Annotated in this window: 16 protein-coding genes and 1 pseudogene; 8 read left to right on the top strand and 9 right to left on the bottom strand. The window is 69.7% G+C overall.

Annotated elements, in window-relative coordinates:
- Positions 1-24 precede the first annotated feature (24 nt).
- The 3 genes from K2224_RS39105 (at position 25) to K2224_RS39095 (ending at position 2,351) form a co-directional block, all read left to right on the top strand.
- Positions 25-732, top strand: a complete 708-nt coding sequence (locus tag K2224_RS39105; RefSeq protein ID WP_221911828.1) for a thioesterase II family protein — start codon at positions 25-27, stop codon at positions 730-732.
- 155 nt (positions 733-887) lie between these two features.
- Positions 888-1,934, top strand: a complete 1,047-nt coding sequence (locus tag K2224_RS39100) for an NAD-dependent epimerase/dehydratase family protein (RefSeq protein ID WP_313904832.1) — start codon at positions 888-890, stop codon at positions 1,932-1,934.
- A gap of 228 nt (positions 1,935-2,162) precedes the next feature.
- The gene (locus K2224_RS39095; protein ID WP_260693831.1) at positions 2,163-2,351 is read left to right on the top strand and encodes a GntR family transcriptional regulator; all 189 of its coding nucleotides are present in this window, start codon (positions 2,163-2,165) and stop codon (positions 2,349-2,351) included.
- Here K2224_RS39095 and K2224_RS39090 read toward each other — a convergent pair.
- Positions 2,348-2,674 carry a helix-turn-helix domain-containing protein gene (locus tag K2224_RS39090; protein ID WP_260693830.1) on the bottom strand — a complete coding sequence of 109 codons (327 nt, stop codon included), beginning with the start codon at positions 2,672-2,674 and terminating at the stop codon, positions 2,348-2,350. The genes K2224_RS39095 and K2224_RS39090 overlap by 4 nt on opposite strands.
- Before the next feature lie 162 nt (positions 2,675-2,836).
- On the opposite strand from K2224_RS39090, the gene K2224_RS39085 reads away from it, so the two are divergent.
- Positions 2,837-3,694, top strand: a complete 858-nt coding sequence (locus K2224_RS39085) for an MBL fold metallo-hydrolase (protein ID WP_221911825.1) — start codon at positions 2,837-2,839, stop codon at positions 3,692-3,694.
- Between the two features lie 18 nt (positions 3,695-3,712).
- On the opposite strand, the pseudogene K2224_RS39080 reads toward K2224_RS39085, so the two are convergent.
- Positions 3,713-3,928, bottom strand: a pseudogene (locus tag K2224_RS39080) (IS5/IS1182 family transposase); the annotation flags it as partial.
- 231 nt (positions 3,929-4,159) lie between these two features.
- Here K2224_RS39080 and K2224_RS39075 point away from each other — a divergent pair.
- The 3 genes from K2224_RS39075 to K2224_RS39065 all read left to right on the top strand — a co-directional run bounded on the left by K2224_RS39075 (position 4,160) and on the right by K2224_RS39065 (position 7,178).
- Positions 4,160-5,137 (top strand): RimK family alpha-L-glutamate ligase, encoded by a 978-nt coding sequence (locus tag K2224_RS39075; protein WP_221911824.1) that lies wholly within the window; start codon positions 4,160-4,162, stop codon positions 5,135-5,137.
- The gene (locus tag K2224_RS39070; RefSeq protein ID WP_221911823.1) at positions 5,134-6,354 is read left to right on the top strand and encodes a M20 family metallopeptidase; all 1,221 of its coding nucleotides are present in this window, start codon (positions 5,134-5,136) and stop codon (positions 6,352-6,354) included. The genes K2224_RS39075 and K2224_RS39070 overlap by 4 nt, the downstream gene beginning before the upstream one ends.
- A 158-nt stretch (positions 6,355-6,512) precedes the next feature.
- A complete protein-coding gene (locus K2224_RS39065; RefSeq protein WP_221911822.1) occupies positions 6,513-7,178 on the top strand; it encodes a nitroreductase in 666 nt (221 codons plus the stop codon).
- Positions 7,179-7,336: 158 nt separating this feature from the next.
- Here the strand turns inward: K2224_RS39065 and K2224_RS39060 are convergent, their stop codons facing one another.
- Positions 7,337-7,585, bottom strand: coding sequence for a hypothetical protein (locus K2224_RS39060; protein WP_221911821.1), 249 nt, complete (start codon positions 7,583-7,585; stop codon positions 7,337-7,339).
- Between the two features lie 49 nt (positions 7,586-7,634).
- Positions 7,635-8,174 carry a hypothetical protein gene (locus tag K2224_RS39055; protein WP_221911820.1) on the bottom strand — a complete coding sequence of 180 codons (540 nt, stop codon included), beginning with the start codon at positions 8,172-8,174 and terminating at the stop codon, positions 7,635-7,637.
- Between the two features lie 489 nt (positions 8,175-8,663).
- Here K2224_RS39055 and K2224_RS39050 point away from each other — a divergent pair, with 489 nt between their 5' ends.
- Positions 8,664-9,410 carry a phosphotransferase family protein gene (locus K2224_RS39050; protein WP_221911819.1) on the top strand — a complete coding sequence of 249 codons (747 nt, stop codon included), beginning with the start codon at positions 8,664-8,666 and terminating at the stop codon, positions 9,408-9,410.
- Positions 9,411-9,524: 114 nt separating this feature from the next.
- Here K2224_RS39050 and K2224_RS39045 read toward each other — a convergent pair whose 3' ends face one another.
- The 5 genes from K2224_RS39045 to K2224_RS39025 all read right to left on the bottom strand — a co-directional run bounded on the left by K2224_RS39045 (position 9,525) and on the right by K2224_RS39025 (position 13,873).
- A complete protein-coding gene (locus K2224_RS39045) occupies positions 9,525-10,313 on the bottom strand; it encodes an ABC transporter permease (protein WP_221911818.1) in 789 nt (262 codons plus the stop codon).
- On the bottom strand, positions 10,310-10,990 hold the full coding sequence (locus K2224_RS39040; protein WP_221911817.1) for an ATP-binding cassette domain-containing protein: 681 nt from the start codon (positions 10,988-10,990) through the stop codon (positions 10,310-10,312). The genes K2224_RS39045 and K2224_RS39040 overlap by 4 nt, the downstream gene beginning before the upstream one ends.
- Before the next feature lie 241 nt (positions 10,991-11,231).
- Entirely contained in the window at positions 11,232-12,173 is a 942-nt protein-coding gene (locus K2224_RS39035) for a ferritin family protein (RefSeq protein WP_221911816.1), read from the bottom strand.
- A gap of 480 nt (positions 12,174-12,653) precedes the next feature.
- On the bottom strand, positions 12,654-12,920 hold the full coding sequence (locus tag K2224_RS39030) for a GNAT family N-acetyltransferase (RefSeq protein ID WP_221911815.1): 267 nt from the start codon (positions 12,918-12,920) through the stop codon (positions 12,654-12,656).
- Between the two features lie 50 nt (positions 12,921-12,970).
- The gene (locus K2224_RS39025) at positions 12,971-13,873 is read right to left on the bottom strand and encodes a TauD/TfdA family dioxygenase (protein ID WP_221911814.1); all 903 of its coding nucleotides are present in this window, start codon (positions 13,871-13,873) and stop codon (positions 12,971-12,973) included.
- Positions 13,874-13,944: the final 71 nt, after the last annotated feature.

The following is a 13,944-nucleotide window of genomic DNA, read 5'->3' as shown; positions in this document are numbered from 1 at the left end:
CACCTCACCCCAAGAAGGAATCCCATGAAACTCCCGCTGTTGTGCTTGCCGTTCGCCGGTGCGGGAGCCAGCGTGTTCCGCCCCTGGCGCGACCATGAGGCCGAGTCGTTCGAGATCGTGCCCGTCCAGCTGCCGGGCCGCGAGGAGCTGTTCATCGAGGACCCCTACACGTCACTCGCCGAGGCCGCGGCAGGCACAGCCGAGCGCATCCTCAAGGCATCCGGAGACGGCCCGTACGCCCTATTCGGCCACAGCTTCGGCGCACTCCTGGCCCACGAGACCACGCAGCTCCTGCGCAGCAAGGGCCTCCCGCTCCCCCACCGCCTGATCGTCAGCGGCGCGGCAGCACCGTGGCTCCCTCGACCCCACATCGGCGTACACACACTCTCGGACGCCCAACTGGCCGCTCGAACAAGCGAGTTGGTCGGCTACGATCACGAGGCCCTCCACGACCCCGAGCTCCGCGAACTGGTCATCCCGGCGCTACGGGCCGACATGGGCATCAATGAAGCACCGCCCACGGCAGAGTCCGCCCGCCCTCTCCCGGTCCCGATCAGCGCGCTCCGAGGAGTCGACGACGAACTGGTGACCCGCGACGAATCGGCCCAGTGGGCGGAGGCGACCACGGCCTCCTTCGAACTGATCGACGTCCCCGGAGAGCACATGCACTTCTCCGACAACTGGCCGAAGCTGTGGAGCACGATCGACGAACTCATACTCCGCGCACGCTGACCACCTCCAGTGCCCCGGGCTGGACCGGTACAGCGCGACGGCATCGGCCCGAAACCCCGCCAGGCCCGGTCCGTCCCGGTCCGTTCCGTGCGCACGGCCACGCACCTGAATCCGAACTTCCGCCGACCGCGAACGATCTGCAAGCGCGACCGCAAATGGCAGATCATCAGCGCATGCGCATATTGATTCTGGGCGGTTCGGTTTTCTTGGGGCGTGCTTTCGTCACGGAAGCTCAGCGCCGCGGACACGAAGTGACGGTCTTCAACCGTGGCCGGTCCGGTACGGACCCGGAGGGTGTTGAGGTGGTGCGCGGCGATCGCGAGGTCGCGGACGATCTGCGGCGGCTGGCCGAGGACCACACATGGGACGCCGTCGTCGACACCAGCGGGATGCACCCGCGTGTGGTCGGCGAGTCGGCCCGGGCGCTCTCCGGGCATGCCGGTGCGTATCTGTTCGTCTCGTCCTTCCACGCCTACGAAGGCTGGCCCGCCGAGATCGTGAGCGAGACATCACCCCGGCACGCGTGTGCTTCGGACGCCGCACCCGACGACGTGACGTACAACGCCCTCAAGGCAGGCTGCGAGCGGGCCGTCGAGGAGTCCTTCGCCGGTGACGCCCTGATCCTCAACCCGGGTGTGATCGTGGGCCCGCACGAGAGCACCGGCCGGCTCCTGTGGTGGCTCGAACGAATGGCCCGCGGCGGACAGGTGCTGGCGCCGGGCCGCGCGGACCAGTCGGTCCAGGTCATCGACGCCCGCGACATCGCCGCGTTCGGGCTCGACCAGCTGGAGGTCCAGGCCACCGGCCGCTTCCTGGTCACCGGGCCCGTCGGTGCCACCTCGTTCGGCGACCTGCTGGCAGGCTGCGCCGAGGTGACCGGCTCCGACGCCGAGGTGGTCTGGGTGGACGAAACCTTCCTCCTGGACAAGGAAGTCGCCGTCTGGACGGGGCTCCCACTGTGGGCCGTCGACCAGCCCGGCATGGCGGGCACCTGGCTGGCCTCCTCGGACAAGGCCCTCGCCGCGGGCCTGCGGTGCCGTCCCCTTGCCGAGACCCTCCGCGACACCTGGCAGTGGCTCCAGGACCGGGGACCGGCCGCCGGGCCGTACAAGCAGGGAACGACGCTGCTGGGCCTCGAACCGGAGCAGGAGCAGCGGCTCCTCGCCGAGTGGGGCGCACGTCGAGGCAGTGAGAGCGCGTGAGCCTGCGGACGAGAGCGGCGCTCGGTTAGCGCACCCTGTACGGCTGGGTTCGCGGGCACACGAAGTGAGGGGTTCTCAGGAACGGACCGGCCGACCGCTCGGAATCCACCACGCACCGCGAACCCACACCGGAGGCCGGCACCATCCGTAATACCCATACCGTGGTGGCCCCCCCCGGGCAGCCCAACGGCGATCGGCCCCGCCGTTCACGTCGACACCACCAGCCCTGTGCCGCCGTACGAACAGATCCGCGCCCAGCTCGCCGCCCTGATCGTCACCGGCCGACTGACCGAGGGCGAACGCCTGCCGACCGTGCGTCAGCTCGCCGCGCTGGCACGGGACTTCGCCTCGGTCGCCCGGGCTGTCGGCGCCGACACCCAGGCCATCCCGGCCGCCGTCCGCAAGGATCTGGACTAGAGCCCGTCTGACGGGTCTGGCGATTGGCCGCGGGTGTCCTGCCGTCGCGCGGTGCCCCATTCCCACATACTGCGCACCACCGGCTCCAGCGCTCGGCCCTGCGCCGTGAGTGTGTAGCGGACTCGTGGAGGCCAACCGGGGGTGCGGTGGCGCTCGATCACGCCCGCGCTGGTCAACTGGGCCAGCCGGTCGGAGAGGACCTTGTCCGAGAGGGCGGGCAGGGCGGCGGACAGTTCCGAGTACGTGGCCTGGCCGCGGCGCAGGAATTCGCGGAGCACCAGGGGCGTCCATCGGCCGGCCAGTGTGGCGAGGGTGATGTCCACGGGGCAGCGCGGCTGGTGGCCTGGCGGAACAAGGTCGCTGTCAGGACAGTCCGCCAGCGGGCCGCGGTCAACCGGCCCTGTGTGTCCAACGGTTTGGTGAGTCACGACGGCCCTTCCTAACGTCTCGTGTGAACAGCCCGCCCGCTTCCCTCGGGGGTCCTCATGCGTATCCATCACCTGAACTGCGGTTCTCTCCGTACGATTCCCCTGCTCGGCGAGGAACGCCGCACAGGTACCGCGACCGATCAACTGGCCACCGTGTGCCACTGCCTGCTCATCGAGACGGACTCGGACGGGCTGGTTCTGGTCGACACCGGCCTTGGCACTGCTGACCGGCACGACCCCGAAGGGACACTGGGCGCGGACTGGGTGGCCTACGCCCAGCCCGCACGGTATCCCGAGGAGAGCGCGCTGCGGCAGATCATCCGCCTCGGCTACGCACCGCAGGACGTGCGGCACATCGTGCTCACCCACCTGCACCGCGACCACACCGGAGGGCTGCCGGACTTCCCCCGCGCACGGGTGCACGTGCACCCGGCCGAGTACTCGGCCGTCACCGACCCCGCGGACCCGCACCACCGGCACAGCCTCGACCGCTTCATGCCGGCGCACCGGGCGCACGGCCCGCTGCTGACGCCCGCCGTCGCGGACGACGGCGAACAGTGGTACGGCTTTTCAGGAGTGGCGCGTCCGCAGGGACTTGCCTGCGAACTGCTGCTGGTGCCGCTGCCGGGCCACTCGGCGGGCCACTCGGGCGTCGCCGTGCGCGACGATGCCGAGGGGTGGCTCCTGCACGCGGGCGACGCGTACATGTATCACGGCGAGATCGAGCAGACCCCGCCGCTGCCCCACCCCGTCTTCGCCCCGATCCAAGACGGAGCCCGGACCGACATCGCGGCCAGCGTCGCCACCCGCGATCGGCTACACGCCCTCCGCCGCGACCACGCAGAACAGGTCACCGTCTTCAGCGCGCACGACCCCTGGGAACTCGCTCGTCTCACCACGCTCACAGGGGCGTGATCCCACCCCGGCAGAACGTCAACGGAGCCACAGACGGATCGCGGCGAGGGTCACCGTGCCGTGGAAGACATACCCCCCACTTCGCATACCTCGTGGCAACGGCCCGGAAGCCCTTGAGCGCCAGGAATTCCGCTCGACCTCGTTCCTGCGGACATACCGATGACGGCCAGAGCCGGTCGGCCGCCCTCCACTGCTACCGCGACGTCGACGGTCGGCCTGCTGATTCGTCGGCTCTACCGCCCGTTGTACGAGAACTCCGGCCGGAAGTACCGGTCGCCGGGCGGGCAAGGCACCGAAGTGGCCGGTGCAGGAGTTTCACCGGGCCCAGCCGGGGTGAGACGTCGGGCAAGGGAGCGTTTCCGGACGTCTGGCCGATGCTGACGAGCCCCGATCCCGGTATCCGCACCGTATCCCCTTCGCAAGGAGGAGCATCGCAGCATACGGATGGCTGAGGAGGGATCGCCAGTGCGCATTGCGCTGCTCATCGGCACCACCGCGGAACTGGACAGTTGCCACGCCCTGTACGCCAACACCCTGGTCTCCGAGGGGCATGAGGTGTGGATCGGCACGGTGAACGGCCTGTCGTCGCTGGGTACCGAGATCCGTTGCCCGCTCGGGAGGCCCGACGGAACCGTGGAGGCGTTCGCCCCCCTTCCCGGCAAGCTGGAACAGCGCGACTTCGCGGACATCGACGCGGTGTGGGTGCTCAACTACCCCCATCCGTCGGTCGAGGAAGCTGCCTGGCAGCTCCTGTGGTGCCTCAACCAGCAGGTGCCGTTCGTGAACGACGTCACCGGCATCCTGATGCTCAACACCAAGACCGCCCTCCCGGCGGTCGTCCCACCCCGGCACCTTCCGCGCACACTGGTGTCCAACTCCTTCACGGAACTGTGGGACGAATACCAGACCGCACCCGACACCACCTGGCTCATCAAGCCACCTGCCGGCGACGCCGGCGCGGACGTCTATCTCCTGGAGCCCGGTTCGAGCAACAACCGGGTCCTGCTCCAGTCCATGACCGGCAACGCCGCGATCACCGACCTCCTCACCAAGGGGGGTCTGATGGGCCTCCGCAACCGGTACTGCGTCCTCCAGGAGTATGTGCCGCACCCTGAGGAGAAGCGGGTACTGCTCGCGGCCGGCCGACCGGTGGCCCAGCAACTCCACCGGCTGGCCCCCGGCGAGCACCGAGGAAACACCGCCCACCGCGCCCAGTGCACCGACACCGAACTGACCGCCGACGAGCATCGGCTGTGTCTGGACATCGGCGAGCAACTTCTCCGCCACGGCATCCGGTTCGCCGGCATCGACCTCGCCTATCCTTACGTATTCGAATTCAACATGGTCAACCCCGGCGGCCTGGACGAACGCCTCGACCTCGCACTGCCCGACCGGACCCCGCAGACCATCCGCGCCCTGCTCAAGGCGGTGACCGGCCGATGACCGAGGACCTTCGCCCCTCTCCCCTGCTGTCGGAGGCCCGAGCCCTGCTTCCCGGCATCCTGGCCGTACGACACGAGATCCACCGCGCCCCGGAAGTGGGCATCCACCTGCCGCGCACACAGGCGACGATCCTGCGGGCACTCGCCGACCTCGGCCTCACGGTGTCCGTCGGCGAGCGGCTCAGCTCCGTCGTGGCGGTGCTGGAAGGCGCCTCCCCCGGGCGCACGCTCCTGCTGCGCGCGGACATGGACGCGCTGCCCCAACAGGAGGCCACCGGGCTCCCGTTCGCCTCCCGGACGGCCGGAGTCATGCACGCCTGCGGCCACGACACGCATACGGCCATGCTCATCGGCGCGGCCCGGCTGCTCACGGCCCGACGTGACCGGCTGGCGGGGCGCGTGGTGTTCATGTTCCAGCCAGGCGAGGAACTCGGCGGCGGCGCCGCGCTGATGATCGACGAGGGGCTCCTCGACCACGTCGACGGCTCACCGGTGGACGGTGCCTTCGCCCTGCACATCACCGCGCGTCATGCGGCGGGCACGGTGCACCTCCGGCCGGGACCGCAGTTCGCGGCCGCGGACACGCTACGCATCACCGTGCGGGGGCGCGCCGGGCACGCGGCAGCGCCCCACAAGGTGCTCGACCCCGTACCGGTCGCCTGCGAGATCGTCCAAGCCCTGCAGACGATGGTGACCCGGACCATCGGCGTCTTCGAGCCCGCCGTCGTCACCGTCACCAGCATCACGGCGGGGCGTGCGGTCAACATCATCCCGGAGACCGCCGAGCTGACCGGCACCTACCGCACGCTCTCCGAGCCGGGCCGACAAGCCGTGCGTGACGGCATCGCCCGCGTGGCCCACGGCGTGGCCGCCGCCCACGGAGCCACCGCGGACGTAGAGCTCACCGACGGCTACCCGGCACTCCACAACGACCCCGACTTCACCGCTACGGTACGCGCCGCGGCATCCGGCGTCGTGGGCCCCGCTCACCTCCACGAACTGCCGCACCCGACCATGGGAGGCGAGGACTTCTCCTACATCCTGCAACGCGTCCCCGGCGCGATGGCCTTCCTCGGCGCATGCCCACCGGACCGCGCACCCGAGACGGCACCGGACAACCACTCCAACCACGTGACGTACGACGAAGACGCGCTCGCCGTCGGCACCGCCCTCCACTGCGCCGTCGCCGAGGCGTTCCTCGCCGAAACCAGCAAGTAGAACGCCACCTCCAACAACCACCCAGCGGACCATATGGAATCGCCACGTGTCGTATGACGACTGACTGTGCGTCGGGACGCCGTCCAGGCCCCGGCGATGCTCGGTGCCGGCCGCTGAATACGGTGGAGGGGCCCGGTTGAATGAGGGGGAGCGAACACGTGGATGTGTATGAGGCCGTGGACAGTCGCCGGGCCGTGCGGGCGTTCAGCGATGAGCCGGTGCCCAAGGAGGTACTCGAACGAGTACTGACCGCGGCGACGCGGGCTCCGTCCAGTGGGAACCTCCAGCCGTGGCACACGTATGTCGTGACCGGCGAACCCTTGGCCGAACTGAAGAGGCGCGCGACGGCCAGGGCACTGGCGGGAGACCCTGGTGACGAGCGGCAGTATCCGATGTACCCGGACGAACTGACCTCGCCGTATCTGGACCGTTTCTCCGCCGCGGCAGCTCAGCGCTACGAAGCGCTGGGGATCGAGCGCGACGACCCCAACCGGCCCAAGAAGATAGCTACTTTGAATTCGGAGGCGTTCGGGGCCCCGGTCGTACTGTTCTGCTATCTCGACCGGACGATGGGGCCCGGACAGTGGGGGGACGCGGGGATGTACTTGCAGACGGTCATGCTGTTGCTGAGGGCGGAAGGGTTGCACAGCTGCCCCCAGGTGATGTGGACCATGTACCGCAAGACCGTCAGCCGAACAGTCGGAGCCGATGACGAGCTCGTGCTGTTCTGCGGCGTCTCGGTGGGATTCGAGAAGGAAGGCGTGCCACGGCTGCGCACCGGGCGGGCGGACATGACGGAAACGGTGAGCTTCATCGGAGTGTGACCGCTGACGGCCGAGACCGACAGGACAGCACACCCAGAGCGCGGGCGCGGAGTCGCCAACACCGGGCGACAGAGGCCGAGAAGCCCCTTCCGGCCGTGTCCGCCGTGTGCCGGCGAGTACCGCCGGAAGGGGCCATGCTGTCCGACTTCTCGCCGGGCCTACAGCGTGGTGTCCCCGGAGCCGTTCTGCTCTTCCGCGAGAGCACGTGCCCGTCGGTACCTCAGGTCGGCCTGCCGGTGCCACAGTCGCGCCGCCAGAGCGACGACGACGGCGCCGGCGAGACCTGCCACGGTCGACACCCAACCCGAGAAGGACGCCTTGATGACCGTGCCCACGCAGATGGCCACGGCGACCGCGCCCGAGAAGAACAATCGGCCGTTCGGCGGGCGCAGTTCCTTCTCTTTCATCGCAACACCACCTTGCAGCATCCCCACACCCTGACTTCCGATGCGTGGGTCAGCACTTGTGGGCGCCCTGGACCATGCCGGCGACAGCTCCGCCGAACCCGCCGACGGCGGCACCGGGAGCGCATCCGGTCTCAAGGTCTCCGATGCACCCGGCGACGCCGCCGAGCTCAGCCGTGTCGAGGCTCTTCTTGCCGACGCACTTGGCCCAGTCCCAGAAACCGTAGGCCGTCACAGTGGGGGCTACGACCCCCTTGAGGGTGGCGTTCGGGGTGTCGACGTGTTGGTAGAGGGTGTTGCCCTTCACGGTCCAAGTCACCTTGTGCAGGTGACCTTCCGCGTCCTTGACGGGCTTGGGCGACATGGTGAGAAGCTTCTCGCCCCCGCCGTCCTCGATGGACACACCACCGTCCTTGTCGGCGGCGAGGTGGTGGTCGCCCTTCAGCTTGGAGAACGTCCACGCGGTGTCGCGAGCGAAGGTCGTGGTCTTGCCGGATTCGGCGAGGACCCTGTCCAGCGTCTGCCCTGAGGGCGCCGCAGCGGAGGCGTTCGGAGTCGCGGCGATGAATGCGGCACCAGCCGCCAACGCCATTGTTATGCCTGCTCGCTGACGTGCCTTCATATGCATAAAGTCATGACCTTCCTGTTCAAGTCCGTTGGAAGAGGACACATGCGCCGCTGTCCGATGTGCGCAGATCAAGATCAACATTTACGTCCAGTGCCACGCAAAGCACGTTTACCGACTTGGGGAAGCGTTTACCAAGGGTTTGCGAGTCGCCTCGGCGGCGCCGGTTCAGTCAAGGTGGTTACCCCTGGCTCGTCCGATGGCCAACGGCCAACCACCGTCGAGCTCCCAACCCACTGCCGCCCTGGAGCGGTACTGGGATGACAGAAGCGATCCATGGGGCAACGGTGTCCGAGGAGCGGAGCCGGCCGGACCGGCCCGCGCGACGAGATACGCGATGAGATCCACCACGAGATCAGCGGTGGGGCCTTCCCTGGGCCCGGTGCCCTGCAGAGCATCGCGGCGCTCCTGGACAAACCCGGTGACGTCGACGGTCATTTCGGGATACTGGTCGCCATGGATGAGGTCGAGGTGGTCGTCGCCCATTCCGAGCGCGCGACCCTGCGCGTCGGCGACGTGTTCCTGAAGGTGGACGCCGATCAGACGCGCATCGACGTCGAGGTCGAGGCGATGGCCCTGGCGCCGGTCCCGACCCCGAAGGTCCTGTGGCGCAGGCCGCCCGTGCTGGCGGTCGCGGCGGTCGCGGGGACGGCGCTCGGCCGCCTCGGCGAGCCGTCGACCGCCTCACCGGCGGCGTGGGCAGCGGCGGGTGCCGTCATCCGGAAGTTGCATGACGCGCCGTTGCCGCCCTGGCCCGGCCGGGCGGGCAAGGGCCTCGACGAGTTGGCGGCGGATCTCGACGGCGAGTGCGAGTGGCTCGTGACGAACGGCGTCCTGCCTGCCGACCTGGTCACCCGCAACCGCCAGGTCGCCCAGGCCGCGCTCCGGCCGTGGACTCCGGTGTTCACCCACGGCGACCTACAGATCGCCCACGTCTTCGTCGACGGCGACGAGATCACGGGCATCATCGACTGGTCCGAGGCGGGCCGGGGTGATGCCCTTTTCGACCTCGCCATCTTGACTCTCGGACACCAGGAGCACCTCGGCGACGTCGTCGCCGGCTATGGCGCCGACGTTGACCTCGATGTGATCCGCGCGTGGTGGTCGTTGCGAAGCCTGCTGGCGGTTCGCTGGCTGGTCGAGCACGGCTTCGACCCGTCCGCGCCGGGCTGTGAGGTCGACGTGCTCAAAGCCCGGCTGTGAAGTCTGCACGGGCCCGAATGCCGGCGCGATCGCCGGAGCCCCCCCCGCCTCTTGCGGCTTCCGCACTTCCGCCCCGGCGGAGAGCCATCGGGCCTCTTGAGCGGGTTCACAGGGTCAGCGGGGCTTGGAAGGTTCGGGGGCCAGTGGGCGCAGGCGGTGGGCGGGGTCGAAGAGGGTGTGTTCGGCGAGGCGGGCGGCGGTGAGGGAGGCCAGGGCGGCTGCGGCGAGAAGCATGTACATCACGACGATCTGGTAGCGGATGGCGGTCAGCGGGGTGACGCCGGCGAGGATGAGGCCGGTCATGGCGCCGGGCAGACTGATCAGGCCGACGGTCTTCGTGGAGTCGATGGCGGGGATGAGCGCGGTGCGCAGGGTGGAGCGCATGTGGGGTGCGAACGCGTCGGCGGCGGACAGGCCGAGGGCGAGGCGGGCCTCGATGGCCGGACGGGCGGTGCGTGCCTCGTCGCGCAGGCGGATCAGGACGAGCGCGGTGGCCTGCATGGCGCCGGAGACGACCATGCCGCCGACCGGGATGACCACGCGGGACTGGGTGGCGATCACACCGAGCGCGAGCAGGGACCCCATGGTTGCCGCGGTGCCGCTGGTGATGGCTGCCGTGGCGACGGGCAGCGCGTGGGGCAGGCCACGAGCGCGGCGGGCGGCGACCTGGCCGGCGACGAGCACCATGAGGGCGAGCCAGCCGGCGGCTCCGGCAAGTCCGGTGTGCTGGAAGACGAATACGAGTACGGCGCCGACGGCGGTGAGTTGGAGCCCGGCCCGGATGGCGGCGACCGTGATCTCGCGGGCCAGGTGGAGGCGCCGGTACCAGGCCACGGCGATGGCGAGCAGGACCAGGGCCGCCGAGGCGGCGACGCCGGGCCAGCTGGGAACGGCGGGATTCATCGCTCCTCCTTGAGGTAGGCCACCTCGTCGGCGGGGCCGGAAGCGACGAGCCGGCCCTCGCGCAGGACGAGCGCGCGGTCGGCGAGGCGGCGGGCCTGGGCCGTGTTGTGGCTGACCAGCACGACGGACAGACCGGCGGCCAGCAGTTCACGGACCGACTCCTCGATGGCCCTTGCACTGGCGGCGTCGAGGGCCGAGGTGGGCTCGTCCAGGAGCAGCACCTCGGGACGGACGGCCAGGGCTCTGGCGAGACACAGGCGCTGTGCCTCCCCGCCGGAAAGCCCGGCGGTCGGCCGGGCGAGCAGGGCGGCCGACAGGCCCACCTTGACCAGCAGCACGCGTGCTTCGTCTTCACTCAGCCCCGGGCGGCCGACCCGCAGCTCGTCGACGACGTGCTCGGTGAGCAGGACCGGCTGCTGCCCGACCAGGCCGACACGGCGCCGCAGCATCAGCACGTCCCAGTCCGGCAGCGGTCGGCCGTGGAGGAGTACCCGGCCGCTGGTGGGTTCTGCCATCCGGTTGAGCAGCCGTAGCAGCGTGGACTTCCCCGCGCCGGACGGACCGACCAGCGCCGTGCACATCCCGGCCCCGACCGTGCAGGTCACCTGCCCGAGCAGCACCGTGTTGCCGTGCCGCACCGTCACGTCCTCCAGGACGAACAGTTCGCCACCCACCATGCCGCCCCTTCATGCCGCTCGACCGTGACCGCAGTTCTTCCCGATAACGAGCAGGGTCAGTACAGGTAGACGTCGGTGAACAGGACCACCATGGCGGCCACGCGAGCGTAGCGGACGCCGGTGCGGGCGGACACCGACGGCCGGGCGGGCCCGTACCTGCGAGTGCCCGCTCCGGCCGTCGCGCCGTGGTCCGTCGTCCCATCGTCCGGTCGTCCGGTCGTCCGGTCGTCCGGTCGTGCCGTCAGTGGAGTTGGTCGCGCGCGTTCTCGAAGGCGCGGGCGTGACCGGCCTCGGCGTTGGCGTTGTCGGCGAACAGTTTCGCGGCCTCGGCGTCGCCGGCTGTCTTGGCCTGGCGGGCGTAGGTGGGGTACATGATGCGGGACTTGTACTGCTCGCCGTTGATCGCGGTGGTGAGGTTCTGGCGCGTCGGTGCGACGATGCCGGCCAGTTGCGCCTCGCCGGCGAAGTGCTCGCGCCGCTCGACGTCGGCGGTGCCGGTGAACAGGCGGGCCAGTGCCTGGTTGCCGTGCGCGGTGGCGGCCTGGGCGAACTGGGTGTACTTGGCCGACGCCAGCGCCTCACCGTTCAGCGCGGTGCCCAGGTTCTGCTTCGTCCGGGCCGCACGGACCCTGGGCTCCCCGGCCTGGACGGTCACTGGTTTGACACCGGGAGGTGCCGGGACGGTGCCCTTGCCGGTGCGGAGGACCTCCAACGCCTTGGCGAACGCGGCGTGGTGGGCCGACTCGTCCTTGGCGATCTCCTCGAAGAGACCGGCGGCGGCGGTGTCGCCGTCCTGCCGGGCCTGCTTGGCGAAGGTGGGGTACATCGTGTGCGACTCGTAGTCCTCGCCCTTCATCGCCGCTTGCAGATTGGCCGCGTCGCTGCCGGCCAGACCGCTGAGCTTGGCCTCCTCCGCGAAGTGCTCGCCCAGCTCCACCTGGGCCGTGCGCTGGAAGAGCTGTTGCACGGACGGCAGGTTCTGGGCACGTGCCTGGTCGGCGAACAAGGAGTAGGTGGCATAGGCGTACGCCTCGCCGTGCATCGACGCGTCCAGATCGGCGCGGGTCTGCGCGTGCAACGCGGAAGCCACATCGGGTGCCACCGCCACGGTGGCACCGGCGGGTACGCAGACCATCAAGGCCAGGATGCCCATCGACCGGACACGCATCGAGAAAGGGATCATTCGGACCTCCACACTCGGACCGGAGAACCTCCCAATGCATCACACCAACGAGTGACGCGAGGGGCCATCACCATGTGGCAATCAGGTGACGCGCCCCGTCACCGGCTGCGACGGACCGCAGGTGAGACGGGGTGCGACTGGACGCCGGAGTCCGCCGCGACCGAATCCGCGACGTGGGCCGTTTGAACGCCGCCGGACTCAGGGCGTACTACCGGCCGGCATGCCGCGTCGCGCTCGGCCCCCGCCCGTGACGCCGGGCTGACGCCGGCGCCGAACATCTTGATCACTTGATGGCGCGCCAAGGTCAACTCCCCGGTGCCGTACATCTCTACCTGCCCAGTTGCTGTGTACGCCCGTTCGTTCCGGTGTGGGCGGCGACTGTTCATCGGGAGGGTGTCCCGAACCGCATCGTGGACACGGCCGGCGGGCCGGGCCACCGCCTCCAGGCTCTGTGGCCTCCCCTCCGGCCCACGCCGTCCTCTACGTGCTGGTCCCGCTCTCCTCGCGTCGCGCGACGATCCGCTCGCGACGTCGGCTCCACTCTTCCGCGCTCACGGAGTTCAGGTCGCAGTCCCGCCAGGAACCGTTGATGAACACGTGATTGCGGCGTATTTCGTCCGTGGCGCACCCCAACTTGCCGAGCGCGCCGTGCTCGTCGAGCGCCTTGATCCTCTGTTCGTTGTCCAGGGGGATCCACCCGGCGACGCGCTGTACCCCGAGCTCCTGGAAGGCGAGGTCGAGAATCACACGGTGCGCGCCGGTGCTGTAGCCACGCTGGTGGTGTGGCGTCGGCTGGGTCAGTCGGCCTCGCTCTCAGGGACTCTGCGGGCTGGTACCCGCAGCATGACTCGTATGAGGCAGCGCCGGCGAGCGGTGTCGGGGTGGTCCACGTAGGAGGTCCGGCCGTGTAGGACGCGCCGGTCGTCGATGACGAGGCAGTCGCTCTCCTGAAGCGGGATCGTCACCTTGAGCTCCGGGCGGGCCGGCACCTGGCCCAGGGTTTCCAGAGCCGCTCGCTGCTCCGGTGGCAGTGGCGCGCCGGTCAGTTCGGCGGCGGTCCGGATGCGCTTGAGGTTGCAGCGGACCTGGACGCGGTCGTCGGCGTGCTCGAATACCGGCACTCGTACCACGGGGCTCTCGCCGTGGGGCGTGACGTGGCGGCGGTCCACCGGGTACGGCGTGCTGAGCAAGTCCAGAGCGTGCGGGGAGGTCTCGCGCAGGATGCGGTGGAGCGTCCAGCCGTCCACCAGGACCGAAGCACCGCCCTGCGCGGCCTTGCGGTGCGCGAGGAGGGCGATGCAGTCGGGGGCCTGGCCGAAGGGCTGCACTGCGCGGTCGTTGTGCAGGTGCAGATAGCCGCGGGATTCGGAGGTGTAGGCGTTCTCGTGAAAGCGACGGTCGTCGGTGTACGCCGAGGCGCCCTCGTCCCGCACGAGCCATCCCAGGGCGGTGTCGGGGCCCCGGCCCTGCATGAGCGGTTCGCCGAAGTGGCGCAGCATCGACGTGGCGAACTCCTGGGCCTGCGGGGTGCTCATGGTGCCGGCAGGCGTGCCCGACACGACGGCGAAGCCGCGCCGGTCGAGTACCTCGGTACGCAATCGGCGGGCCAGGAGGGCATGGTCGGGGCTGTAGGGAATCCGAAAGGCGGTGGGAGAGATGAAGGTCTGCCGCGTCCAGCCGTTGTTGGCATCCCGGGTCATCGGCGTCTTCCTTCCGGTTGCGCACCGACACTTGCCCTTCAGGGTAGGAGCCGGGGTGACCACGGAACAGA

It is taken from the genome of Streptomyces sp. BHT-5-2, assembly GCF_019774615.1.
GTDB lineage: Bacteria > Actinomycetota > Actinomycetes > Streptomycetales > Streptomycetaceae > Streptomyces.
Note: the sequence above shows the minus strand (reverse complement) of the source record. Positions and strands in the feature narration are given on the sequence as shown.

Bases quoted from the DNA above. Each gene is read 5' to 3' on its own strand.
- K2224_RS39045 (WP_221911818.1), bottom strand. From the start codon at position 10,313: ATGAATCCCGCCGTTCCCAGCTGGCCCGGCGTCGCCGCCTCGGCGGCC.
- K2224_RS39040 (WP_221911817.1), bottom strand. From the start codon at position 10,990: ATGGTGGGTGGCGAACTGTTCGTCCTGGAGGACGTGACGGTGCGGCAC.
- K2224_RS39035 (WP_221911816.1), bottom strand. From the start codon at position 12,173: ATGATCCCTTTCTCGATGCGTGTCCGGTCGATGGGCATCCTGGCCTTG.
- K2224_RS39055 (WP_221911820.1), bottom strand. From the start codon at position 8,174: ATGGCGTTGGCGGCTGGTGCCGCATTCATCGCCGCGACTCCGAACGCC.
- K2224_RS39025 (WP_221911814.1), bottom strand. From the start codon at position 13,873: ATGACCCGGGATGCCAACAACGGCTGGACGCGGCAGACCTTCATCTCT.
- K2224_RS39060 (WP_221911821.1), bottom strand. From the start codon at position 7,585: ATGAAAGAGAAGGAACTGCGCCCGCCGAACGGCCGATTGTTCTTCTCG.
- K2224_RS39100 (WP_313904832.1), top strand. From the start codon at position 888: ATGGCAGATCATCAGCGCATGCGCATATTGATTCTGGGCGGTTCGGTT.
- K2224_RS39050 (WP_221911819.1), top strand. From the start codon at position 8,664: ATGGATGAGGTCGAGGTGGTCGTCGCCCATTCCGAGCGCGCGACCCTG.
- K2224_RS39085 (WP_221911825.1), top strand. From the start codon at position 2,837: ATGCGTATCCATCACCTGAACTGCGGTTCTCTCCGTACGATTCCCCTG.
- K2224_RS39105 (WP_221911828.1), top strand. From the start codon at position 25: ATGAAACTCCCGCTGTTGTGCTTGCCGTTCGCCGGTGCGGGAGCCAGC.
- K2224_RS39070 (WP_221911823.1), top strand. From the start codon at position 5,134: ATGACCGAGGACCTTCGCCCCTCTCCCCTGCTGTCGGAGGCCCGAGCC.